This window comes from Pseudomonas sp. Root329, assembly GCF_001424925.1.
In the GTDB taxonomy this organism is placed as follows: Bacteria; Pseudomonadota; Gammaproteobacteria; order Pseudomonadales; family Pseudomonadaceae; genus Aquipseudomonas; species Aquipseudomonas arabinosi.
Map to the genome: position 1 here is coordinate 183,878 of NZ_LMCV01000050.1, position 24,112 is coordinate 207,989.

Genomic DNA, 24,112 nt, shown 5'->3' on the forward strand with positions numbered 1-24,112 from the left:
TTGGTAAAATATTCCAGGTTTTTTCGACTTCAGGGGTTTACAGTTAAAAAGACGCTCCGTATAGTGCGCGCCATCGACGACGCAGACGCATTGCCGATAATGCCCAGATGGTGAAATTGGTAGACACGCCAGCTTCAGGTGCTGGTGACCGCAAGGTCGTGGAAGTTCGAGTCTTCTTCTGGGCACCAATTTCGAGCTTGAGATTAGTTCAATTTCAAGGCTCACACAAAAACCCGCGAAAGCGGGTTTTTTGCATTCTAAGCCTCTGATTTATTAAAACTAAATCAGGGGTTTACAGATCAAAAAGCTCTCCGTATAGTGCGCCACATCAACAGCGGCAACGCTGAAGATTATGCCCAGATGGTGAAATTGGTAGACACGCCAGCTTCAGGTGCTGGTGACCGCAAGGTCGTGGAAGTTCGAGTCTTCTTCTGGGCACCAATTCAAATTCAAGGTCACGATCTTGAATTTCACAGAAACCCGCGAAAGCGGGTTTTTGCGTTTCCGGGGTTTGAAAAGTTACAGCGAACCGCTTTAGCAACTCCCCGTCAGCCCCGCAAGGCGCACTTGAGAAACAATATCGTTTATCATTGTTTCAAGTTTTTGCAATGCGACAGTGAGGAACCTTGCGAATGATGTTTCGAAATACCCTGCGCCGCGGCCTGACCATCACCCTGCTCGGCCTGGCACTCGCCACTCCCCTCACCCAAGCCGCCGAACCGGTTTCCCTGACACTCTATAACGGTCAACACAAAGAAGTCGGCGACGCTATCGCCAAAGCCTTCGAAGCCAAGACCGGGATTCACGTCAATGTGCGCAAAGGCAGCAGCAACCAGCTCGCCAGCCAGGTCGTCGAAGAAGGCGATCGCTCCCCTGCCGATGTGATCTACACCGAAGAATCACCACCACTGAACAAACTCGGCGAACAAGGCCTGCTGGCACAGACCGATGCCGCGACCCTTGCCGTTCTGCCGAAAGACTACGTCGCCGGCAATGGCACCTGGATCGGCATCACCGCACGAGTCCGCGTCGTCGCCTACAACCCCAAGCTGATTGACGAAAAAGACCTGCCCAAGTCGGTCATGGGGTTCTCCGATCCGAAATGGCAAGGCAAGGTCGGCTTCGTGCCTACCAGCGGCGCCTTCCAGGAACAGGCCGTGGCGATCATCAAAGTGCACGGCATGGACGCGGCCGAAGAATGGCTGACCGGTTTGCGTGCTTTCGGCAAGACCTACAGCAACAACATGGTTGCACTGAAGGCGGTGGAAAACGGCGAAGTCGCTACCGTGCTGGTGAACAACTATTACTGGTTTGCCTTGCAGCGTGAAAAAGGTCAGCTCGATTCGAAACTGCATTATTTCACTGGCGGCGACGTCGGCGGGCTGATCACTGTTTCCAGCGCGGCCGTGCTGAAATCCAGCAAACATCCAAAAGAAGCCCAGCAATTTCTCGCCTACATGGCCAGCGAAGAAGGTCAGCGCGTGATCACCCAGACCACCGCCGAATACCCGCTGCACAAAGGCATGGAATCGGATCGCGGGCTCAAGCCGTTCAGCGAACTTGAGGCACCGAAGGTCACGCCAGCCGATCTTGGCAATGCCGAAGAAGCCCTGGACCTGGAACGTGACGTTGGCTTGAACTGATGAGCGCATCGTTATCCGCCCCCGTCGCGCGCGGGGGTTACGTGCCACGGCGCAAGCGGCCATCGGTCTGGCTGTTACTACCGGTTTTGCTGCTGGTGGTGCTCAGCCTGTTGCCGCTGGCGTATGTCGGACTCAAGACCTGGCAGGCCGGCTGGGCCGAGGCGCTGCATTTGTTGTGGCGCCCTTATGTGTTTGGCCTGCTGCGCAACACCCTGGCGCTGATGGTCGGTGTGACGCTTGCCTGTGGCGTGATCGGCCTGTCGCTGGCTTGGCTGCTTGAGCGCAGCAACTTGCCGGGGCGGCGCTTGTGGGGCGTGATTCTGTGCCTACCGTTCGCGGTACCGGCATTTGTCAGCAGCTTTACCTGGGTATCGCTGAGCGCTCATTTCGAAGGCTTGGGCGGGGCGATCCTGGTGATGACCCTGTCCAAGTACCCGCTGATCTTTCTGCCGGTCGCGGCGACCCTGCGCAATCTCGACCCCTCCCTCGAAGAGTCCGCCCGCACGCTGGGGCAGAATCGCTGGGGCGTGTTTTTCAGAATCACTCTGCCGCTGCTCTGGCCGTCACTGCTCGCCGGCTCACTGCTGATCGCCCTGCACATGCTGGTGGAATTCGGTGCGCTGTCGATCATTGGACTGCAAACCTTTACCACCGCGATCTATCAACAGTTCGAACTGGAATTCAGTAACGCGAATGCGGCGATGCTTTCTGCCGTGTTGCTAGCGCTGTGTCTGATGCTGCTGTGGCTGGAGCTGCGCGTACGCGGCAAGGGCCGACACGTGCGTACCGGTCAGGGCGCGGCTCGGCATGCGGAACAGGTTCGGCTGGGGCCCTGGGCTGCTGCCGGACAACTTTATTGCCTGGCGCTGGCGATCATCGGCAGCGGTATACCGTTGGGGATGCTGGCGTACTGGCTGGCCGTGGGCTCGTCGGCTGCGTTCCCGGTAGCCGCGATCAGCGAAGCGCTGTTGTCGTCTTTGGCGCTGTCGCTGGGCGGCGCAGCGCTGTGCCTGGTGCTGGCAGTGCCGGTGGGGTTGCTGGTGGTGCGCTACAAAGGCCAATTGGCAATCTGGGCCGAGCGCTTGCCGTATCTGCTGCATGCGCTGCCAGGACTGGTGATCGCGCTGACGCTGGTGTATTTCGCCCTGCACTATGTGCCGGCGCTGTATCAGACTTCGGCATTGTTGCTGATCGCTTATGCGCTGTTGTTTCTGCCGCTGGCGCAGGCACCGATTCGCACGGCACTGAACAAGGCTGCGCCGCAACTGGAAGAGGCTGCACGCACGCTGGGAGCGTCGTCCTTCAGTGCGTTTTGTCGGGTGACGTTGCCGATTATCTTCCCGGCGCTAGGCGCGGCGTTTGCGCTGGTGTTTCTGGATGCGATGAAGGAGCTGACGGCGACTTTGCTGCTGAGTCCGACCGGGCTCAATACGCTGGCGACGGAAGTCTGGGCGCATACCGCGAATGTGGAGTTTGCGGCGGCGGCGCCTTATGCGGCGTTGTTGATATTGGTGTCGGGGTTGCCGGTCTATTTGCTTACGACTCGGATGTATCTGAGCCGCTGACATTGCCTTCGCGAGCAGGCTCGCTCCCACATTGGAATGCATTCTCCTGTGGGAGCGAGCCTGCTCGCGAAGAGGCCAGTTCGGACAAAGAAAATCCTAAGCCCGGAACTGCCCCAGGCTCGCCTTCAACTGTGCCGCCAATCCATCCAGCACCTTGCCGCTGGCCGTGGTTTCCACCACCGCTTGAGCCGCTTTCTCAGCCTGCGCATGAATGGTCTCAACCCGACCACGCACCGCTTGCGCGCCTTGCGCCTGATGCGCCGCTGCCTGCGTTGCCAGACCTATTGCCGCATGCACTTGCTCGACCGACGCCTGCACCGATTGCTGCAACCGCGCACTGTCACGCAGCACCAGCAAACCTTCACTGGCCTGACGCCCGGCCTGACCGATCGCGGCCACCGCCTCACGCGCTCCTTGCTGCAAGGCAACGATGTGCGCCTGAATGTCGCCGGTGGAGCTCTGAGTCTTGCTCGCCAGCGCCCGCACTTCATCGGCTACCACAGCAAACCCGCGACCGGTCTCGCCCGCACGCGCGGCTTCGATGGCCGCGTTCAGCGCCAGCAAGTTGGTCTGCTCGGCAATCCCGTGAATCACCGTCAGCACCACTTCAATCTGCTCACTCTGCTGCGCCAGCCGCTCGATGACTTTTGCCCCGGTGTCGACCTGCCCGGCCAACGCCTCGATCAGGCTGCCGACTTTCGCCGAGGTCCGCGTGTTTTCATCCGTGGCCGAACGAATGTCCACCACTTGCTGCAAGGCTGCCTGCATGGCATGACTTTCAGACTGGGCTTCGTCAGCCATTTGCGACAACGCACGCAGGCTCTCGGCCACTTCATCGCGCTGCATGCCCGCCGCTTTATCGGCCCCGGCATTGCGCAAGGTCATCGCGCCGATTTCCACACCGGTACGCTGAGCTACATCGCCCGCTTCGCGTACGATCGGCTGCAACTTATCCACAAAGCGATTGACCGCCGAGGCCATGTCGCCAATTTCGTCCTGACTGTTGATCTGCACGCGCTTGGTCAGGTCACCCTCGCCCGCCGCCAGGTCGTCCATGGCAGCGATGAGCAATTTCAAGCGGTTGACCACCCGACGACCCAGCACCACCGCGAGCAACAGCAGCACACCGCAACCCACAAGCGCCAGGCCCATGCCGATGCGCCAGCGCAAAGTGCCCGCCGCTTCCTGAACAGTGCTGGTGGTGTTGGCTTGCATTTCAGAGGCCGTGGATTGCGCCGACTGCAAGCGCGCGCCCATCGCGGCTGCGCTATCGGCTGCGGCGCCCTTGAGGCTGTCGCCCACCAATTGATCACTGCTGGCGATCAGCGCCGAGAAGCGTTTGTCCAGGGCCGCCAGATCGGTTTCCACCGAGGCGGTCGAGACGCCCATCAAGACCTTGCCGATTTCCACGCCGTTAGGATTGATCGAGGCTTCCAGGTAATAGACCGACGGATCGTTCTTCGCCGCATCCAGCACCTTGTCCAGCGCCCGTTCGCCTTGGCCTTTTTCCAGAAGGGCTTTGTTGATCGGGTTTTCCCGGTTGAGGTAGCGCGTCAGATGCTGCCCCGTCGCGTCGTCGTAGACCACGAATAGCACGTTGGGATTACGCTGAGCCCGGCGGGCGAATTCGGACAGGGTTGGAACGTCGCTGTCCCACATGGCGCGGGGTGCGACCGAAGCCAAAAGCTGCGCCATATCATTGGCGGAGTCCTTCAGATCCTTCTCCAGCGTCGCACGCAGTTGTGCCTGCTCGTCTTTCAATCGCGAGGACAAGCCCGCCGTAAGGCGCTGACGCGTGCTGGTAGAGAGGCTGTCGAGGCTCGACGTGACTTCACGCCCTGCCTGCTCAAGTTCCCCGGAGAGTTTTTGACTGTCGGCACCCAGGCGTACACCCAGATCGGCTTCCAGCGCGGTCACTGTGCTCCGAGTCAGGGCGACAGCCACCAGCACCTGCACCAACAGTGCGATACCAAGGGTAACGAACACGGGCCGTAATAGACGGCTTTGTAACAGTGAGAGAACGGCCGACACTTGATATCCCTCTGCGTTGACGCCATTAAATTGATGGCACCCCAGAAAAGATGCACTTAATGAAGATCACAGCAAAGGTCATGCCGTCCAACAGGCATAAACGACAAAGGGCCCCATTAGGGGCCCTTTGTGTTTTACATCAACGACTTATTAAGCGAACGGGTGACGCAGAACGATGGTTTCGTTGCGGTCCGGGCCCGTCGAAATAATGTCGATCGGCGCACCGATCAGCGTTTCGACGCGTTTGATGTAGGCACGTGCGTTGGCCGGCAGCTCTTCCAGGGTTTTGGCACCCACGGTCGACTCGGTCCAGCCCGGCACTTCTTCGTACACAGGCTGCAGGCCCACGTAGCTGTCAGCGTCAGTCGGGGCAACATCGTTACCTTCGGCATCTTTGTAGCCGACGCAGATGTTGATGGTTTCCAGACCGTCGAGTACGTCCAGCTTGGTCAGGCAGATGCCCGAGATGCTGTTCACATCGATAGCGCGACGCAGGATAACGGCGTCGAACCAGCCACAACGACGGGCACGGCCAGTCGTTGCGCCGAACTCGTGACCTTGTTTGGCCAGGTGTGCACCGACTTCGTCGAACAGTTCAGTCGGGAATGGACCCGAACCTACACGCGTGGTGTAAGCCTTGGTGATGCCCAGAATGTAGTCCAGGAACATCGGGCCAACACCCGAACCGGTAGCAACGCCGCCAGCGGTGGTGTTAGAGCTGGTCACGTACGGGTAGGTACCGTGGTCGATGTCCAGCAGGGAGCCCTGGGCGCCTTCGAACATGATGTCTTTGCCGGCGCGACGCAGGTCGTGCAGCTCGGCCGTCACGTCCAGCATCAGCGGCTTGAGCAGCTCAGCGTATTCCTTGCACTCAGTCAGGGTCTTTTCGAACTCGATAGCCGGCTCTTTGTAGTAACCCACCAGCATGAAGTTGTGGTAATCCACCAGTTCACGCAGCTTGTCTTCAAAGCGCGGCATATTGAGCAGGTCGCCAACACGCAGGCCACGACGCGCAACCTTGTCTTCGTAGGCCGGGCCGATGCCGCGACCGGTCGTACCGATCTTCAGCTCGCCACGGGCCTTTTCACGGGCCTGGTCCAGCGCAACGTGGAAGGACAGGATCAGCGGGCAGGACGGGCTGATACGCAGGCGCTCACGCACCGGTACGCCTTTCTCTTCCAGCTTGACGATCTCGCGCAGCAAGGCGTCCGGTGCAACCACCACGCCGTTGCCGATCAGGCACTGCACGCCTTCGCGCAGCACGCCCGACGGGATCAGGTGCAAGACGGTTTTTTCGCCGTCGATCACCAGGGTGTGGCCTGCGTTGTGGCCACCTTGGTAGCGCACTACGGCGGCAGCATGTTCGGTCAGCAGATCAACGATCTTGCCTTTGCCCTCATCACCCCATTGGGTGCCCAGGACTACGACATTCTTACCCATAACACTTGTCCTCATTCGCGCAAACTTGGTGCCGGCCGCGGCCGACAGGAAAACTCAAGAAGCCAGTGGCGATACTTGCCAAAGCCCGTTCTGCTGAATCAATTGCCGGTCGCAGTCCGCTTCACGGGCGGCGGCCAAAGGTTGCCCAGGCAACGCCTGAACGACACGCTGACCCTCACTGCGCAACTGGCAAACCTGCTGCCAGAGTGCCGCATCCGTACTGTCAGGCATCCAGATACCGCCAGACGGTAACTCGATCTCAGCACGCCCCAGGGTCACCAGGGTTTTCAAATCGGTAGAAAAGCCGGTTGCCGGACGGGCACGACCGAAGTCGGCACCGATGTCGTCGTAACGACCGCCCTGAGCAATGGACTGGCCAACACCCGGTACGAACACCGCAAACACCACACCGGTGTGGTAGTGGTAGCCGCGCAACTCGCCCAGGTCGAAATACAACGGCAACTCAGGGAAACGCGTGGACAGACGCTCGGCAATCGCCAGCAAGTCGTCCAGAGCAGCCAATACCGGCGCTGGGGCATTCGCCAGACGCTCGCGGGCAGCGCTCAATACTTCACGGCCGCCACACAGATCGACCAGCGCCCGCAACATATCCGACAGATCGACAGGCAAGCCTTCGGTCAAGGTAATGACCTCGTCGATGGCTTTACGTTGCAATGCATCGAACAACTGTTGTTCAACTTCACCGGACAAACCGGCGGCGCGAGCCAGGCCGCGGTAGATACCCACATGACCGAGGTCCATGTGCACATCCGGCACATCGGCCAGTTGCAGCATAGCCAACATCAGGCTGATGACTTCCACGTCGCTGCTCGGGCTGGCATCGCCGTACAACTCGGCGCCCAGCTGGATCGGGCTGCGCGACGACGACAAGGCGCGCGGCTGAGCGTGCAGCACGCTACCGGCATAGCACAGACGGCTCGGGCCTTCGCGACGCAAGGTGTGCGCATCGATGCGCGCCACTTGCGGCGTGATGTCAGCACGGAAACCCATCTGCCGGCCCGATTGCGGGTCGATGACCTTGAAGGTACGCAGATCGAGGTCCTGGCCCGCGCCGGTCAGCAGGGATTCCAGGTACTCGATATGGGGAGTCACGACAAACTCGTAACCCCAGCTCTGGAACAGATCCAACACCTGACGACGCGCGACTTCAATGCGCGCCGCTTCTGGTGGCAGTACTTCTTCGATGCCATCTGGCAGCAGCCAGCGGTCTACCGTTGCCATTACGCCATTCCCCTATGATCCGGGCGGCAAGCCTTTGGGCGAGCCTTGAGTGAAGCAGAAAATGATCGGCTCATGCGCAAACCACGCGCATGAACAACGCGGCGAAAAGCCTGAAATCGGCTTCACCAACCACTTTCCTCGAAAAACCTGTCGAGTCATTCAACTCGGACGCCTGCCTAAAAAACAGCAATCAAACGTGCAGACGCAAAAAAGCCGGGAATTTCCCGGCTGCCGCATCATACACACGTTTTCCCAAAGGATCACCCCGCCCGAGGTGTTAGCCGTCAGGCGGGGGATGATTCAGGTCAACGTCGTATCAAGGCTTGGCTTTTTCCAGGTAACGGAAGAAGTCGCTGCTTGGGTCCAGGACCATGACGTCGGATTTGTTCGCGAAGCTTTCACGGTAGGCACGCAGGCTACGGTAGAAACCGTAGAACTCCTGATCCTGGCCGTAGGCCTTGGAGTAGATCGCAGCGGCCTGGGCGTCACCATCACCGCGAACCTCTTCGGATTCACGATAGGCTTCAGCCAGCAACACGCGGCGTTGACGATCAGCGTCGGCACGAATGCCTTCTGACAGTTCGTTACCCTTGGCGCGGTGCTCGCGAGCTTCACGCTCACGCTCGGAACTCATGCGCTCGAACACGCTGCGGTTCACTTCTTTCGGCAGATCGATGGCCTTGACCCGAACATCGACAACTTCGATGCCCAGCTCTTTTTCCGCCATCTTGTTTAGCGAAGCGGTGATATCGGTCATCAGCGCATCGCGCTCACCGGAAACCACTTCGTGCAGCGTGCGCTTACCAAACTGGTCACGCAGGCCCGATTCCAGACGACGGGAAAGTCGCTCGTCAGCAATCTGCTTGAGGCCGGAAGTCGCGGTGTAGAAGCGCTCGGCATCTTTCACGCGCCACTTGGCGTAAGCATCAACCATGACGGCTTTCTTTTCCAGCGTCAGGAAGCGTTGTGTCGGTGCATCCAGCGTCATCAGGCGTGCGTCGAATTTGCGCACCTGGTTAACGTAAGGCACTTTCACATGCAGGCCCGGCTGAACATCTGCCTGGACCACACGACCGAACTGCAGCAGCACCGCACGCTCGGTCTGAGCCACGATGTAGAAGCAGTTCCAGGCAGCGATCGCCACGACGACGCCGACAATAAGGGCGATCAGCGATTTATTGCTCATCAGCGACTCTCCCTGGTACGTGCTTGCTGTTGCTGCAGATCGGCTGCACGCACATTCGCTTCATTGCTGGAGGCTGCCGCGCCGGTCACCGGAGTGCTGGTGTTGCGACCGCTTTCGACCATCTTGTCCAGCGGCAAGTACAGCAGATTGCTCTGGCCATTCTTGTTGCCGGTCACGAGAACCTTGCTGGTATTGCTGAAGACTTCCTGCATGGTGTCCAGATACAGACGCTGACGGGTCACTTCAGGTGCCTTGCGATACTCGCTCACCAGCTTGGTGAAGCGATCAGCCTCACCCTTGGCGCGCGAGACGGTTTCGTCACGGTAACCGTTGGCATCTTCGATGATGCGCTGGGCCTGACCACGGGCTTCCGGCACGACACCGTTGGCGTAGGTTTCAGCCTGGTTACGCGAACGCTGCTCGTCTTCACGGGCGCGGATCACGTCATCGAAGGCTTCCTGCACTTCACGCGGTGCGGCTGCGCTCTGTACGTTGACCTGAGTGACGGTGATACCGGTGCGATAGGTATCCATGAAGCGTTGCAGACGCTCCTTGATTTCGCTGGCCATCAATTCACGACCTTCGGTCAGCACCTGGTCCATCGCGGTGGAACCCACCACATGGCGCAAGGCACTTTCGGTCGCGTGCTGCAGGCTGATTTCCGGCTGATCAACGCTCAGCACGAAATCCTGCAGGTTGCTGATCTTGTACTGCACGGTCAGCGGCACTTCGACGATGTTCTCGTCTTCAGTCAGCATTTGACCTTGCTTGGTATAGGCACGCTCGCGCGTGACGTTTTCCAGGTACTTGCGATCGATCGGCGGGAAATAGATGTTCAGGCCCGGGCCAACGGTTTCGTAGTACTTGCCGAAGCGCAGCACCACGGCTTGCTCCTGCTCGTCGACTACATAGACCGCGCTGTACAGCCACACGGCCGCCAACACGACCAGGCCGATGCCGAGCAGACCGCCGAAGCCGCTACTCCTGCCCGAACCGCCACCGTCATCACCGCGTTTCTTACCACCACCGAACAACCCGTTCAGGCTTTCCTGCAGCTTTCGGAAGGCCTCGTCGAGATCCGGTGGTCCCTTGCGGTCGCCGTTATTGCGGCGTTTGCCACCCCAAGGATCCTGATTATTCGAGTTGCCACCCGGCTCATTCCAAGCCATAGCGCTCTCCATCTGATAAAGCAAAGACGCACCCACGGCGCGCCGACCAATGCTACAGAATGCCTGTCACCGCGGCACAACCGCTTTACCAGGCTTTTATTGCAAAGTGTGTTGCTCGATGAATTCCATCGGTTGCAGTCCTTCGCGGCTCACCAGTCGATTCAGCTCGACCCGCGGCAAGCGAACGGCCAGCAGGCTGATGCCTTCTTCGTCGTGTTCTTCTTTCTGCACCGCACCGAGTTCGAAAAACTGCGCACGCAGTCGAGCAAAACGTTGCGGCAAGCGCAAGGTGCCAACAAACAAATCACCGCCCAGCAACTCGGCAATGGCTTGCTCAAGCAATTCCAGACCACTGCCATCACGCGCCGACAGCCAGACCCGTTGGGGCTTGCCGTTTTCGTCGCGCTGGATTTGTGGCTCAACGCCTTCAAGCAAATCGAGTTTGTTATAGACCTCGAGGATCGGCAAGTCTTGGGCCCCGATCTCGCCCAGCACCACCATCACCTGCTCGATCTGCAACATGCGATCCGGTTCGGCCGCATCGATCACGTGCAACAGCAGGTCCGAGTTGCTCGACTCTTCGAGCGTAGACCGAAACGCCTCGACCAGTTTGTGGGGCAAGTGGCGTATGAAACCCACCGTGTCGGCCAGGACAATCGGCCCCAGATCGTCGAGTTCCAGACGGCGCAAGGTCGGGTCCAGCGTGGCAAACAACTGGTCAGCCGCGTACACGTCGGATTTCGTCACGTTATTGAAGAGCGTGGATTTGCCGGCGTTGGTATACCCCACCAAGGACACGGTAGGAATATCCGCACGTGAACGACCGCGTCGCGACTGTTCGCGCTGACTGCGCACTTTTTCCAGTCGGCCCTTGATCTGCCGCAGGCGAACCCGCAGCAAACGGCGGTCGGTTTCCAGCTGGGTTTCACCCGGGCCACGCATACCGATACCGCCACCCTGACGCTCAAGGTGAGTCCAGCCACGAACCAGCCGGGTGCTCATGTGGTCAAGCTGGGCCAGTTCTACCTGGAGCTTGCCCTCATGGGTACGGGCGCGTTGGGCGAAAATATCGAGAATCAGACCGGTACGGTCGATCACGCGACACTCGAAAACACGTTCGAGGTTACGTTCCTGACTGGGCGTGAGGATGTGATTGAAGATGACCAGATCTGCCTTTTCGGCATGGACCAGATCGCGCAGCTCCTCGACCTTGCCGCTGCCAATCAGGAATTTGGCGGTTGGCCGATGACGCGGCACGTTAAAAAACGCAACGGTCTCGGCGCCGGCCGAATTAGCCAATTCCTGAAACTCCTGCGGATCTTCGCGCGCCTCAGGGTCCTGTCCATCCAAGTGAACGAGGATTACTCGCTCACCACCACCGTGGCGCTCAAAGAACAAAGGAGACTCCTATCAGGCGTTACCTGGCTCAGCGTCACCTGCTTCGGATTCGGTTGCGCTAGGCAGACGAATTGGACGAACCGGCACCACTGTAGAGATAGCGTGTTTGTAAACCATCTGGCTGACGGTGTTTTTCAGCAGGATAACGAACTGGTCGAAAGACTCGATCGTGCCTTGCAGCTTGATCCCGTTGACCAGGTAGATGGAAACCCCCACTTTCTCTTTACGTAAAGTATTCAAGTAAGGGTCTTGTAGCGAATGCCCTTTTGACATGTGCCGCACTCCTTTAAGGATTCAATATAAAAAATAGGTAAACAAATGGCTTGTGGCCGTCACACCCCCAAGGATAGACGGCAAATGCAAGGACTCAGCTCAATATGGAGATGGTCCCAAGGTATTTCAAGGCGCGCGGCAGATTGTCGCAATCGAGGCTGTCCAACCAGTGTAAATCAGCCCAACTGCGCAGCCAGGTGAACTGGCGCTTTGCCAATTGGCGCGTGGCAATGATTCCACGCTCCTGCATCTCGGCTTGCGTCAGCTTGCCATCCAGGTAGTCCCAGACTTGTCGGTAGCCTACTGCACGTATAGACGGCAACCCGGCATGCAGGTCACTTCGCTTACGCAGGGCTACGACCTCGTCAATGAATCCCTGTTCCAACATATTCGTGAATCTTTGTTTAATTCGCTCGTGCAATACCTGGCGATTTGCCGGAGCAATGGCCAAGTTCGCGACAGTATAGGGCAATTGTTGCAGTCCCGAGGCGGCTGCTTCAGTACTTTGCGCAGATTGTCGCAACCTTAGTGCAGTCATGCTCTGACCACTGACGCGATAAACTTCCAGCGCTCGACTGAGTCGCTGCGGATCGTTCGGATGTATACGCGCCGCAGATTCCGGATCGATGACGGCCAATTGTTCGTGCAAGGCTTGCCAGCCAAGGCGTGCAGCTTCTTCTTCGATCTGTGCGCGAACGTCCGGATCGGCCGCCGGCATGTCTGCCAGACCTTCAACCAAAGCCTTGTAATAGAGCATTGTGCCGCCCACCAGCAGCGGAATTTTGCCCCGCGCGGTGATCTCGGCCATGGCTTCGAGGGCATCACGACGGAAATCGGCGGCCGAATAGCTCTCTGCCGGGTCGAGAATGTCGATCAATCGGTGTGGAAATTCAGCCAAAAGCTCTTTGGAGGGCTTGGCGGTGCCGATGTCCATGCCACGGTAGACGAGCGCCGAATCGACGCTGATCAACTCGCAAGGCAAGACTTTGGTGAGTTCGATGGCCAGGTCGGTCTTGCCGGCGGCGGTCGGCCCCATCAGGAAAATCGCAGGAGGGAGCTGGTTCATCAACGACCGCGCAAGAACAGTTTGTCCAGATCGTCCAGGCCCAATTGGGTCCAGGTCGGTCGGCCATGGTTGCATTGACCGCTGCGTTCGGTATTTTCCATGTCGCGCAGCAGACCGTTCATTTCCGGCAGGGCCAGACGCCGATTCGCACGAATCGCGCCATGGCAGGCCATGGTGCCGAGCAATTCGTTCAAGTGCGCCTGAATCCGGTCACTGGTGCCGTACTCCATCAGATCCGCCAGAACGTCACTGACCAATCGATTGGCTTCAGCTTGCTTGAGCAAGGCCGGAATCTGCCGGATGGCCAGGGATTCCGGGCCCAGACGCTGCAATTCAAAGCCCAGGCGCTGGAACCACGCGACGTGCTCTTCAGCGCAATCGGCTTCGCGCTGACTAACCGCAAGGGACTCCGGCACCAGCAGCGGCTGACCGCTCAGGCCTTCGCTGGCCATGGCGATTTTCAGGCGTTCGTACATGATCCGCTCGTGAGCGGCGTGCATGTCCACCAGCACCAGCCCTTGGGCGTTTTCCGAAAGAATGTAGATGCCTTTGAGCTGCGCCAGTGCATAACCCAGCGGCGGAATATCATCCTGTCCGGCCGGCAGCGCGACCGCGTTGGCTTCTGGCAACGGCGCAAAAAACTCGCGGTAGGCGGCCTGAGCTTCAGCCACAGGCACACCCGATTGAGGGCGCGGCGAGTACTGATATTGATAACCGGCACCAGCGCCCGAGCCGGCCGGCGTGTTGAACGACGGCTGAGCCTGAGGCTGTTCCAGCAAGGCATTGGCCGCCAGACGCATTTCGCCCTGTGGACCGAACTCGCCAGCGTCAATGCCGGTCGGTCGAACGATGGCCGTCGCGACAGGCGCGGCCAGATGGTCTTCCGGCCGCACATCGCCCAAGGCGCGGTGCAGGGTGCCGTAGAGGAAATCGTGAACCATCCGCCCGTCACGGAAGCGCACTTCGTGTTTGGTCGGGTGCACGTTGACGTCCACGCCTGCCGGATCGACTTCGAAAAACAGCACGAATGTCGGGTGCCGACCGTTGAACAGCACGTCGCGATAGGCCTGGCGCACCGCGTGGGCCACCAGTTTGTCGCGTACGGCACGGCCGTTCACAAAGAAATACTGCAAGTCTGCCTGGCTGCGGTTGAACGTCGGCAAACCGACCCAACCCCACAAATGCAGGCCATTGCGCTCGATCTCGATCGGCAGCGCCTGCTCGAGAAAACCCGAACCGCAAATCGCCGCCACACGCCGGGCACGGGCCGCGTCGTCATGGGCTTCGTGCAGGCTGAGGATGGTCTTGCCGTTGTGGCGCAGATGGAACGCCACGTCGAAACGTGCCAGTGCCAGACGCTTGATCACTTCTTGCAGGTGATCGAATTCGGTTTTTTCGGTTTTGAGGAATTTGCGTCGCGCCGGGGTGTTGAAGAACAGGTCGCGCACTTCCACCGATGTGCCCACCGGATGGGCCGCCGGCTGCACGCGAGGCGCCATGTCCCGGCCTTCGGTCTCCACCTGCCAGGCCTGATCGGCATCTTTAGTGCGAGAGGTGAGGGTCAGACGCGCCACCGAGCTGATCGAGGCAAGTGCTTCACCACGAAACCCGAGGCTCATGACCTGCTCGAGGTCCTCCAGATTGCGGATTTTGCTGGTGGCGTGTCGCGCCAGAGCCAGCGGCAGGTCATCGGCCGAAATGCCGCTGCCATCGTCGCGCACCCGCAGCAGCTTGACGCCGCCCTGCTCCACATCGACATCGATACGCCTGGCGCCGGAGTCGAGGCTGTTTTCCAGCAGCTCCTTGATCACCGAGGCCGGGCGTTCAACCACCTCACCGGCGGCAATCTGGTTCGCCAGTCGCGGGCTGAGCAGCTCGATGCGAGCCGTGTTGGTCAGCACCTGGTTCATTCTTTGGCCGCCAGTTCAGTGCCGGGGATGGTCAAGTGCTGACCGATCTTGAGCTCATCACTCGACAGGTTGTTGGCGCTGCGCAGCGTGGCCGGGGACACCTGATATCGCACGGCAATCATCGCCAGCGTCTCGCCGGGGCTCACTCGATGGTCACGCGGGCCTTGGGCGATCCCGCCGGAGTCGCGCAGCCAGGCGATGTAAGTGCCCGGTGGCGGGTTCTGTTGGAAGAACTGGCGCACGCCGCTGCTGATCGAACGCGCCAGCGCTTGCTGGTGGTTCGCTGCGGCAAGCTTGGACGCTTCGTTGGCGTTGGAGATGAACCCGGTTTCCACCAGGATCGATGGAATGTCCGGCGACTTCAGCACCATGAACCCGGCCTGCTCCACGCGCTGTTTGTGCAGCGGCGTGACGCGGCCGATGTTGCTCAGCACCTTCTGACCGACGTTCAGGCTGGAGGTCAGGGAAGCCGTCATCGACAGGTCGAGCAGCACGCCCGCCAGCATGCGGTCCTTGTCGTCGAGGCTGACGTTGCCGGCACCACCGATCAAGTCGGAACGGTTTTCGCTGTCGGCCAGCCAACGGGCCGTTTCCGAGGTCGCACCGCGATCAGACAGGGCGAACACCGAGGCACCGAAGGCTGCGGCCGAAGGCGCGGCGTCGGCGTGGATCGAAACGAACAGGTCGGCGCCCTTCTTGCGGGCGATTTCAGTACGGCCGCGCAATGGGATGAAGTAGTCGCCGGTGCGGGTCAGTTCGGCGCGGAAGCCTTTCATGCCGTTGACCTGACGCTGCAGTTCGCGGGCGATGGCCAGTACCACGTCTTTTTCACGCTGACCGCGAGAGCCCGAGGCACCCGGGTCTTCGCCGCCGTGGCCAGCATCGATGACCACAATGATGTCGCGCTTGCCGGCCGGGGCTGGCGGCAGCTTCACCGCAGGCTCCACCGGCGTGACCGGCACCGGGGCGACCGTCGCGACGTTGGTCGGCGCCGGAATTGGCGCGGCGTCGGCGGCGTTGTCGAACAAGTCGACCACCAGGCGATTGCCGTACTGGGCGTTTGGCGCCAGGGTAAAACTTTTCGGCGTCACGGCTTTTTTCAGGTCGATGACCACCCGCAGGTCGGTCGGCGTACGTTGAGCCGAGCGCATGGCGGTGATCGGAGTGTTCGAGCTGTTGACGTTTAGCGGCGCCCCCAGAGTTGCGCCATTGATGTCGATGACCAGCCGATCCGGGGCGGTCAGGGTAAAGACACTGTGCTGGACAGGACCACTCAGGTCGAACACCAGTCGTGTGTTGTCCGGAGCCCGCCACAGGCGAACGCTGTTGACCTTCGTCTCGGCCACAGCGTCGACGGTCACCGCCAAAAACAACAATCCTACGGCAGCTACCATCGCGCGAAAGCGCATACCTAACCCCATCATTTAATTGGTTTCCAATGCCAAAGCGGCACACCACGACTCGCCACGCGAGCCCTGGGACAAAATTTTCAGCGAACGCCCGCCATCTTGCGGGCTAATGGTAATGGTCAGGTCGGGCTTTGGCAAAAAGCCTGCACCCTTTTCGGGCCACTCGATCAGGCACAACGCATCGTCTTCGAAGTAATCGCGGATGCCGAGGTACTCCAGCTCTTCAGGATCGACCAGGCGATAGAGGTCGAAATGAAAGGCCCGGATGTCGCCAATCTCGTAGGGCTCAACCAGGGTGAAGGTCGGACTTTTTACCGCGCCCACATGCCCCAAGCCACGGATAATGCCCCGGGACAGCGTGGTTTTCCCCGCACCCAGGTCTCCCTCGAGAAAAATCAGACCGTGCCCTTCGGTGGTTTGTGCGATGCGTGCGCCAAACGCGGTCATCGCCTCTTCATCAGCCAGGTACAGGGTTACTTCAGACACGGTGCTTGCTCCTCCAACAACTGACGAATGGCTGGAATCAGATCACTGGCCGCCAGCCCACGGCCCGATTTACCCTCTTGCGCGCCAGCATTGGCGTGCAGCCAGACGGCCAGACAGGCGGCGTCGAACGCCTCCATGCCTTGCGCCAGCAACGCGCCGACCAGACCGGCCAGCACATCACCCAAACCGGCGGTGGCCATGGCCGGATGGCCCTGATGACACAACGCCAGGCGCCCATCGGGGCTGGCGATCAGGCTGCCTGCGCCTTTCAGCACCACGACAGCTGTATATTTTTTGCTCAATGCGTGAGCCGCCGCAGGACGATCGGCCTGCACTTCGGCAGTGCTCATCCCCAACAAGCGCGCCGCTTCGCCCGGATGCGGAGTGATCACACAATCCTTGGGCAAGCTCACGTGCGCTGTGGCCAGCAGATTCAATGCGTCGGCGTCCCAGACTTGCGGCAGCGGCGCATTGGCAGCCGCCGACAAAAGACTGCGCCCCCAGGAAGCCTGACCTAAGCCTGGGCCGACAACCAGCACGGAAACCTTTTGCAGCAGTTCCATCAGTTGGTTGGCCGACGAAGTGCCCAGCACCATGGCTTCGGGGATTCTCGCCAGCGCGGCCGGAACATGTTCACTGCGCGTAGCCACGGACACCATGCCCGCACCGCTGCGCAGGGCACTTTGCGCGCTCAGCAGGATGGCGCCGCCAAAACCGCGATCACCGCCGATCAGCAATACATGGCCGAATTTGCCTTTATGGGAGGTTGGAGCCCGGCTCGCCAGACGCGGCAAGGAACTGGCCGTCAGGCGACGTGCGCTGATGGCGACTCCGTTAAACGACTCGGCGGAGGCCTGTAGATCGTTGAACACCCACTCGCCGACCACGTCTGCAGCATCGCCGGTGAACAGACCCAGTTTCAGGCCGATGAACGTCACGGTCAGGTCAGCCCGCACCGCAGCGCCGAGTATTCGGCCGGTATCAGCACACAACCCCGAAGGGATATCCACTGCCGCAACCGGCAGCCCGCTGCCATTGATCGCTGCGATGACGCCCGCGTAGGGTTCTCGCACCTCTCCCGTCAGACCGGTGCCGAGCAAGGCATCCAGCACGATACCGCGCAACTCGGACTGTGCGCTCCAGGCTTGAACCGCGACACCTTCGGACACGGCCTCGGCATGGGCTAATGCCGCATCACCCTGCAAACGCTTGGGATCACCGGCCGCCAGCACCCGCACATGCCAACCTGCACGTCGGGCCAGCACGGCCACCAGATAACCGTCGCCGGCGTTATTGCCGTGGCCGGCCACAACACTCAATTCGTTCGCCGTCGGCCAATGACGGACCAGCGCACGCCAGGTCGCCCGCGCCGCGCGCTGCATCAATTCGAAGCCTGGTGTGCCGGCCGCAATCAGGCTCGCATCGAGTGCTCGCACTTGCGCGGCGCTATACAGCACGTCGGGTAAATCATCTTTAGTGTGCGGCATGCGTCTTCGGGCTCCGATGTCTGGCAGAATTATACGCACCTCAGCTCCGGTTTCTCTCGCCTCATGCCCGCAATTACCACAGACCTGCCCGCCCTCGCCCAATCCATCAAGGACTGGGGCCGCGAGCTGGGCTTTCAGCAAGTCGGCATCAGCGGCCTCGACCTGGCCGAGCATGAGCAGCACCTGGAGCGCTGGCTCGCGGCCGGCTACCACGGCGAAATGGACTACATGGGCGCCCACGGCAGCAAACGCTCACACCCGGAGGAGCTGGTGCCCGGCACGCTTCGGGTGGTTTCCCTACGCATGGACTACCTGCCGGGCGACACCGAAATGGCCAAACGACTGGCACAACCGGAAAAAGCCTACGTCTCGCGTTATGCCTTGGGCCGTGATTACCACAAATTGATCCGCAAACGCGTGCAACAACTGGCCGATAAAATTCAGGCCGAGATCGGCCCGTTTGGTTTCCGCGCCTTCGTCGACAGTGCGCCGGTGCTGGAAAAAGCCATCGCGGAACAGGCCGGTCTTGGCTGGATCGGTAAAAACACCCTGGTCTTGAATCGCAAGGCCGGCAGTTACTTCTTCCTCAGCGAACTGTTCGTCGACCTGCCGCTGCCCGTCGATCCGCCACACAGCACCGAACATTGCGGCCGTTGCACCGCATGCCTCGACATCTGCCCGACCAACGCCTTCGTCGGTCCTTATGTACTCGATGCCCGACGCTGCATTTCCTACCTGACCATCGAACTGAAAAGCGCGATCCCGGAAGATTTGCGGCCACTGATCGGCAATCGGGTGTTCGGTTGCGATGACTGTCAGATCGTCTGCCCGTGGAACCGCTTCGCCCGTCCGTCCGGCGAAAGCGACTTCAAGCCACGGCACAACCTGGACAACGCGGAGTTGGCAGAGCTGTTCATGTGGGATGAGGAGAAGTTCCTTAGTAGTACCGAAGGTTCGCCGTTACGCCGGGCGGGTTATGAGCGTTGGTTGCGAAACCTGGCGGTAGGCCTGGGGAACGCGCCGTCTAGCATTCCGGTGCTGGAAGCGTTGAAGGCCCGCCGTGAGTACCCGTCGGAGCTGGTGCGTGAGCATGTCGAGTGGGCCCTGAAACAACACGGTCTGGCGTAGGAGCTGCCGCAGGCTGCGATCTTTTGATCTTAAAAATCAACGTCAAAAGATCGCAGCCTGCGGCAGCTCCTACAGGGACCGAGTGATGTCAGGCTTCGTCGTTATAAACGAACTTCGGCATTTCCCAATGAAACCGGATCGCCAGCAAACGCAGCAGGAAGCCGCCAAACAGCGTGATCAAAATCGCCTGTTCACCCGGTAATTGCAGGTAAATGCAGAGCATGTAGCACCACGCTGCTGCGAACGAGACGCTGGCGTAGAGTTCGCGACGGAAGATCAGGGGGATGTCGTTGCAGAAGATATCGCGCAGGATGCCGCCGAAAACCCCGGTGATCACGCCACTGACCGAAGCCACCAGCATGCCGTGGCCCATTTCCAGCGCAGTCATGCAGCCGATAAGGGTGAACGCCACCAGACCCACGGCGTCGAGCACCAGAAACAGCGAGCGCAGATGCCGCATCCAGCGTGCAGCGAAGACCGTGAACATCGCCGCCACCGAGGTCAGCACCAGGTATTCCGGGTGTTTGACCCACGTCAGCGGATAGTGGCCGAGCAGCACGTCACGCACCGAACCCCCACCCAACGCCGTGACGCAGGCGATCAGCACCACGCCAAACCAGTCCATCCCGCGACGACCGGCAGACAGGGCACCGGTCATGGCTTCGGCGGTAATGGCGATCAGGTAGAGCATCAGCAACATGGCGGCGGTCCTTGCAGGAAGGCGCGCAGTCTACTCACTTCGCCGAAGCACCAAAAGAGGGCGCCAGAGAATCCAGCCAATCATCACTGGTGACTGTACTGGCCCCATCGCGAGCAAGCTCGCTCCCACAGGGACCGCGCAATCCTGTGGGAGCGAGCTTGCTCGCGATGGGGCCGGAACAGACTCCGCAGGATCAGAACTTGATGAAATGCTTGCGGTAGTGCTGCAGCTCGGCGATCGATTCGCGAATGTCGTCCAGGGCCAGGTGAGTGCTGCCCTTTTTGAAACTGTCGCGCACGTCCGGCGCCCAGCGTGCGGCCAACTCTTTAAGGGTCGAGACGTCGAGATTGCGGTAGTGGAAAAAGCTTTCCAGCGATTTCATGTGGGTATAAAGGAAGCGACGATCCTGGCAGATGCTGTTGCCGCAGATCGGCGACTTGCCCTTCGGCACCCATTGTTCCAGGAAGGCGATGGTCTCGGCTTCGGCTTCGGCCATGCTGATACGGCTGTCGCGAACGCGCTGGGTCAGCCCGGAGCCGCCGTGTTGACGGGTGTTCCACTCGTCCATGCCGGCGAGAATTTCGTCGCTGTGATGGATGGCGATCACCGGACCTTCGGCCAAGGTGTTCAGGTCACTGTCGGTGACAATGGTGGCCATTTCGATGATGACGTCGGTATCAGGGTTCAGACCGGTCATTTCCAGGTCGATCCAGATCAGATTCTGCGGGTTTTGCATGTGTCGGCTCCTAGGCAATGCTGCGCAGTTTAGCCTAGGCAACCGGCGGGGCGTGCTAAACTCGCGGCCGTTTTACCTAATCGCTGCATTCTTGATACGGAACACCCATGGCCAAACGCCAACTCAATCGTCGTCAAAACTGGCGCATCGAAAAGATTCAGGGCGAACGCGCTGCCCGCGCCGCCAAACGCGAGTCCTCGGCTGTCGAGGCACTTGAGGGTGGCGATCTGGGTCCGGAACAGACGGGCCTGGTGATCGCGCACTTCGGTGTGCAGGTCGAAGTCGAAGCCCTCGATGGCGATTTGGCCGGCCAGGTGTTCCGCTGTCACTTGCGCGCCAACCTGCCGGCGCTGGTGACCGGCGATCAGGTGGTCTGGCGTGCCGGCAACCAGGGCATCGGTGTGATCGTGGCGCAACTGCCGCGTAAAACCGAACTCTGCCGTCCGGACAGCCGTGGTCAGCTCAAGCCTGTAGCCGCCAACGTCGACATGATCGTCATCGTCTTCGCGCCACTGCCCGAGCCCCATGCCAACTTGATCGACCGCTATCTGGTCGCTGCTGAGCACGCCGGGATTCGTCCGCTGCTGTTGCTCAACAAATTCGACCTGATCGACGAGCAGAACGCCCCGGCGTTGAATGCCTTGCTGGCGGTTTACCGCACGCTGGGTTACCCGGTGCTGGAAGTCTCGGCGCACCACGGCAATGGTATGGAGCAACTGCAAGAACAGCTGGACGGACGCATCAGCGTATTCGTCGGCCAGTCCGGCGTCGGCAAATCTTCGTTGGTCAACAGCCTGTTGCCGGAAGTCGAAGCCCGTGTCGGCCCGCTGTCCGAGTTGTCCGGCCAGGGCACTCACACCACCACTACCGCGCGATTGTTCCACTTCCCCGGTGGCGGTGAGCTGATCGACTCCCCGGGTATCCGCGAGTTCGGCCTGGGCCACGTCAGCCGTGCCGACGTCGAAGCCGGTTTCATCGAGTTCAACGACCTGATCGGCACCTGCCGCTTTCGCGACTGCAAGCACGACCGCGAGCCGGGTTGCGCCCTGCTCAAGGCGCTTGAAGAAGGCCGCGTACAGCAGCAACGGATGAACAGCTATCGCTCGATCATCGCCAGCCTGCCCGAAACCAGCTACTAAACAGACGCGCCCGCTGCCTCGACACTGACGGGGCGGCGCGCCGCTTGTAGCATCCTACAAATATCCTCACCCTTTAAACGTCAGAGACTTCTGTAAGGCTCTTGCACGCCTGTTTGTAGGGGAATTCTCTTTATCCGTGCAGGTCTTGTTGCGACCACTCAAGTGCATACATTCGAGCCCTCTGCGCATTTTGGTGATACCGAGGGATACCCATGCAAACCTATCATTTGTTCATCAGCCATTCGTGGAATTACCCCCACGCCCACGACAACCTCATGCGGCTGCTCAACGCTAAACCCGGCTTCACCTTCAAAAATTTTTCGGTGCCGCCGGACAACCCGATCACCGGCGCGAAAACCGACATACAGCTGGAAGAAGCCATCGAAAACAAAATCCGCCCCTGCTCGGCAGTGCTGATCATGGCGGGGATGTATTCGACCTACAGCAAGTGGATCAACAAGGAAATCGAGATCGCCAGGCGAATGGGCAAGGTGATCATTGCGGTGAAGCCGTTTGGTGCGGAGCGGATTTCTACCGTGGTGCGCCGGGCAGCACACGCGGAGTGTGCGTGGAACACCAACAGCATCATCAGTGCCATTCGCACTCACGCGGCGGGTTGAACCATGCGCAAGGGATTGTTCATCGGCATTAATAACTACAGCCATGTTTCGCAATTGAGTGGCTGCAACAACGACGCGATGGCCATGGCTTCGGTGCTGAAAACCGATGCCGACGGAGACCCGAACTTCAAGAATATAGTGCTGACCTCAGCCGAAGATTACCTGGGCCGCGAGGTGCTCGAAGGCCACATCCAGGATTTGTTTTCCGGGGACTGTGATGTTGCTCTGCTGTATTTCGCCGGCCACGGTAATTTCGACACCGATACCGACGAAGGCATGCTGCTTCCCCAGGACTACAAGTCAGCCAAGGACGGGATACGGCTCAGTGACATTCTGAACTGGGCCACCAAAGCTACTAAAATCAAAAACAAAGTCATCATTCTCGATTGCTGCCAAGGCGGCGCTGCCGGTGAAATGCGGGCCCTGCGTAGCGAAAGTAGCGTAATTGGCGAGGGAATGACCATTCTCACTGCCTGTAAAAAAGAACAGCCAGCAATGGAAGGTTCAAGTCACGGCATCTTCACCGGGCTGTTGCTGCAGGCACTGCACGGTGGCGCCGCCAATATTCTGGGGAAAATCACCCCCGGCAGCCTCTATTCCTTTGTCGACAACGCGCTCGATGCCTGGGAACAACGACCTGTTTTCAAGACCAATGTGTCTGAGTTCATTTCATTGCGTGAAGTCTCGCCACTGATCCCCAAAGAAATACTGCGCAAGCTCCCCGACTGGTTCGCCGAGGCTGAATCGGTGTTCCCGCTCGACCCAAGCTACGAACCCACCGAAACATCGTTCGATCCAGACCACGGCGATGTCTTCTCCCAACTGCAAAAGTGCAACCGCCACAGTCTGATCGAACCGGTGGACGCCGAGCACATGTACTACGCCGCCATCAACTCCACCGGCTGCCGCCTGACCGCCCTCGGCGCCTATTACCGCGAACTCGCGATCAAAGGACATTTCTGATGCCCGTATTCATCAGCTACCGCCATAGCGATCGGCCCCACGCCATCGCCATCAACACCCGTCTTATTCAAGCCAACATCAAGACCTATTTCGACGTGCTGGATCCGGAATCACAAACCACTGACGACATCACCGGGGTCATCACCCGCAACATCACCGCATGCACACACTTGCTCGCCGTGATTTCGGAGAACACCGCACAGTCCTGGTGGGTTCCGTTCGAAATCGGAGAAGCGACCATCAGCAATCGCCGCATCTGCTCGTACCAGGTTGGCCCCAGCGCTTTACCGTTGTACCTCGACAAATGGCCAAAACTGAGCGGCGATACGGACATCGATTTTTTCATTGATGCTTATCGTGAGGAGGCGATAACCAAACGCTCGATAGGATTGGAATCGATCAGTGAGTCGGTTCGCGGCACCTACAAAGGAAATGCAGACCTGTTCCACGACCAACTCAAGAACCGCATCCGACGCGGTTTTTGACAGGTGTAAAAAAGCCGCGTCGGATGCGGCTTTTTT

21 protein-coding genes and 2 tRNA genes are annotated in these 24,112 nt (G+C 59.7%); 9 read left to right on the forward strand and 14 right to left on the reverse strand.

Translation table 11 applies throughout. The features are described from left to right. Window positions 1–101 precede the first annotated feature (101 nt). The 4 genes from ASC74_RS29455 to ASC74_RS29470 all read left to right on the forward strand — a co-directional run bounded on the left by ASC74_RS29455 (window position 102) and on the right by ASC74_RS29470 (window position 3,208). A tRNA-Leu gene (locus ASC74_RS29455) sits at window positions 102–188 on the forward strand. 166 nt (window positions 189–354) lie between these two features. Then, window positions 355–441 (forward strand) — tRNA-Leu (locus tag ASC74_RS29460). Between the two features lie 191 nt (window positions 442–632). Continuing rightward, window positions 633–1,643 carry an iron ABC transporter substrate-binding protein gene (locus tag ASC74_RS29465; RefSeq protein WP_056746343.1) on the forward strand — a complete coding sequence of 337 codons (1,011 nt, stop codon included), beginning with the start codon at window positions 633–635 and terminating at the stop codon, window positions 1,641–1,643. Next, complete coding sequence (locus ASC74_RS29470; protein WP_056746345.1) at window positions 1,643–3,208, forward strand: ABC transporter permease; 1,566 nt, start codon at window positions 1,643–1,645, stop codon at window positions 3,206–3,208. Before ASC74_RS29465 ends, ASC74_RS29470 begins: the two co-directional genes overlap by 1 nt. A 96-nt stretch (window positions 3,209–3,304) precedes the next feature. On the opposite strand, the gene ASC74_RS29475 is transcribed toward ASC74_RS29470, so the two are convergent. The 12 genes from ASC74_RS29475 to ASC74_RS29530 all read right to left on the reverse strand — a co-directional run bounded on the left by ASC74_RS29475 (window position 3,305) and on the right by ASC74_RS29530 (window position 18,305). After that, window positions 3,305–5,239: a methyl-accepting chemotaxis protein gene (locus ASC74_RS29475; RefSeq protein ID WP_056746347.1), complete on the reverse strand. Its 1,935-nt coding sequence runs from the start codon at window positions 5,237–5,239 to the stop codon at window positions 3,305–3,307. A 150-nt stretch (window positions 5,240–5,389) separates the two neighbouring features. Then, window positions 5,390–6,679 (reverse strand): adenylosuccinate synthase, encoded by a 1,290-nt coding sequence (locus ASC74_RS29480; protein WP_056746348.1) that lies wholly within the window; start codon window positions 6,677–6,679, stop codon window positions 5,390–5,392. Between the two features lie 54 nt (window positions 6,680–6,733). After that, complete coding sequence (locus ASC74_RS29485) at window positions 6,734–7,921, reverse strand: ATP phosphoribosyltransferase regulatory subunit (RefSeq protein ID WP_056746350.1); 1,188 nt, start codon at window positions 7,919–7,921, stop codon at window positions 6,734–6,736. Between the two features lie 316 nt (window positions 7,922–8,237). Then, window positions 8,238–9,107: a protease modulator HflC gene (gene hflC, locus ASC74_RS29490; protein WP_056746351.1), complete on the reverse strand. Its 870-nt coding sequence runs from the start codon at window positions 9,105–9,107 to the stop codon at window positions 8,238–8,240. Next, window positions 9,107–10,276: an FtsH protease activity modulator HflK gene (hflK, locus tag ASC74_RS29495; RefSeq protein ID WP_056746354.1), complete on the reverse strand. Its 1,170-nt coding sequence runs from the start codon at window positions 10,274–10,276 to the stop codon at window positions 9,107–9,109. The genes hflC and hflK overlap by 1 nt, the downstream gene beginning before the upstream one ends. A gap of 96 nt (window positions 10,277–10,372) precedes the next feature. Beyond that, entirely contained in the window at window positions 10,373–11,674 is a 1,302-nt protein-coding gene (hflX, locus tag ASC74_RS29500; RefSeq protein ID WP_010464197.1) for a ribosome rescue GTPase HflX, read from the reverse strand. A gap of 12 nt (window positions 11,675–11,686) precedes the next feature. Then, window positions 11,687–11,947 (reverse strand): RNA chaperone Hfq, encoded by a 261-nt coding sequence (gene hfq / locus ASC74_RS29505; RefSeq protein ID WP_007902656.1) that lies wholly within the window; start codon window positions 11,945–11,947, stop codon window positions 11,687–11,689. A 94-nt stretch (window positions 11,948–12,041) separates the two neighbouring features. Then, complete coding sequence (gene miaA, locus ASC74_RS29510; RefSeq protein WP_056746357.1) at window positions 12,042–13,013, reverse strand: tRNA (adenosine(37)-N6)-dimethylallyltransferase MiaA; 972 nt, start codon at window positions 13,011–13,013, stop codon at window positions 12,042–12,044. Next, on the reverse strand, window positions 13,013–14,923 hold the full coding sequence (gene mutL, locus ASC74_RS29515; RefSeq protein ID WP_056746359.1) for a DNA mismatch repair endonuclease MutL: 1,911 nt from the start codon (window positions 14,921–14,923) through the stop codon (window positions 13,013–13,015). The genes miaA and mutL overlap by 1 nt, the downstream gene beginning before the upstream one ends. After that, window positions 14,920–16,347: an N-acetylmuramoyl-L-alanine amidase gene (locus ASC74_RS29520; RefSeq protein WP_056746361.1), complete on the reverse strand. Its 1,428-nt coding sequence runs from the start codon at window positions 16,345–16,347 to the stop codon at window positions 14,920–14,922. Before ASC74_RS29520 ends, mutL begins: the two co-directional genes overlap by 4 nt. Next, complete coding sequence (tsaE, locus tag ASC74_RS29525; RefSeq protein WP_046045717.1) at window positions 16,348–16,818, reverse strand: tRNA (adenosine(37)-N6)-threonylcarbamoyltransferase complex ATPase subunit type 1 TsaE; 471 nt, start codon at window positions 16,816–16,818, stop codon at window positions 16,348–16,350. Beyond that, window positions 16,806–18,305 carry a bifunctional ADP-dependent NAD(P)H-hydrate dehydratase/NAD(P)H-hydrate epimerase gene (locus ASC74_RS29530; protein ID WP_056746363.1) on the reverse strand — a complete coding sequence of 500 codons (1,500 nt, stop codon included), beginning with the start codon at window positions 18,303–18,305 and terminating at the stop codon, window positions 16,806–16,808. Before ASC74_RS29530 ends, tsaE begins: the two co-directional genes overlap by 13 nt. A gap of 63 nt (window positions 18,306–18,368) precedes the next feature. Between ASC74_RS29530 and queG the strand changes: the two genes are divergently transcribed. Beyond that, a complete protein-coding gene (queG, locus tag ASC74_RS29535) occupies window positions 18,369–19,433 on the forward strand; it encodes a tRNA epoxyqueuosine(34) reductase QueG (RefSeq protein WP_056746365.1) in 1,065 nt (354 codons plus the stop codon). A gap of 88 nt (window positions 19,434–19,521) precedes the next feature. Here queG and ASC74_RS29540 read toward each other — a convergent pair whose 3' ends face one another. Next, a complete protein-coding gene (locus ASC74_RS29540) occupies window positions 19,522–20,133 on the reverse strand; it encodes a trimeric intracellular cation channel family protein (protein WP_008153267.1) in 612 nt (203 codons plus the stop codon). A gap of 193 nt (window positions 20,134–20,326) precedes the next feature. Next, window positions 20,327–20,869: an oligoribonuclease gene (gene orn, locus ASC74_RS29545; RefSeq protein WP_056746367.1), complete on the reverse strand. Its 543-nt coding sequence runs from the start codon at window positions 20,867–20,869 to the stop codon at window positions 20,327–20,329. A 107-nt stretch (window positions 20,870–20,976) separates the two neighbouring features. On the opposite strand from orn, the gene rsgA reads away from it, so the two are divergent. The 4 genes from rsgA to ASC74_RS29565 all read left to right on the forward strand — a co-directional run bounded on the left by rsgA (window position 20,977) and on the right by ASC74_RS29565 (window position 24,076). Next, complete coding sequence (gene rsgA, locus ASC74_RS29550; protein ID WP_008153263.1) at window positions 20,977–22,008, forward strand: small ribosomal subunit biogenesis GTPase RsgA; 1,032 nt, start codon at window positions 20,977–20,979, stop codon at window positions 22,006–22,008. Window positions 22,009–22,220: 212 nt separating this feature from the next. Then, the gene (locus tag ASC74_RS29555) at window positions 22,221–22,628 is read left to right on the forward strand and encodes a TIR domain-containing protein (RefSeq protein WP_056746369.1); all 408 of its coding nucleotides are present in this window, start codon (window positions 22,221–22,223) and stop codon (window positions 22,626–22,628) included. A gap of 3 nt (window positions 22,629–22,631) precedes the next feature. Further along, window positions 22,632–23,591, forward strand: a complete 960-nt coding sequence (locus ASC74_RS29560) for a caspase family protein (protein WP_056746371.1) — start codon at window positions 22,632–22,634, stop codon at window positions 23,589–23,591. Next, a complete protein-coding gene (locus tag ASC74_RS29565) occupies window positions 23,591–24,076 on the forward strand; it encodes a toll/interleukin-1 receptor domain-containing protein (protein WP_056746374.1) in 486 nt (161 codons plus the stop codon). The genes ASC74_RS29560 and ASC74_RS29565 overlap by 1 nt, the downstream gene beginning before the upstream one ends. The last annotated feature ends 36 nt before the right edge of the window (window positions 24,077–24,112 follow it).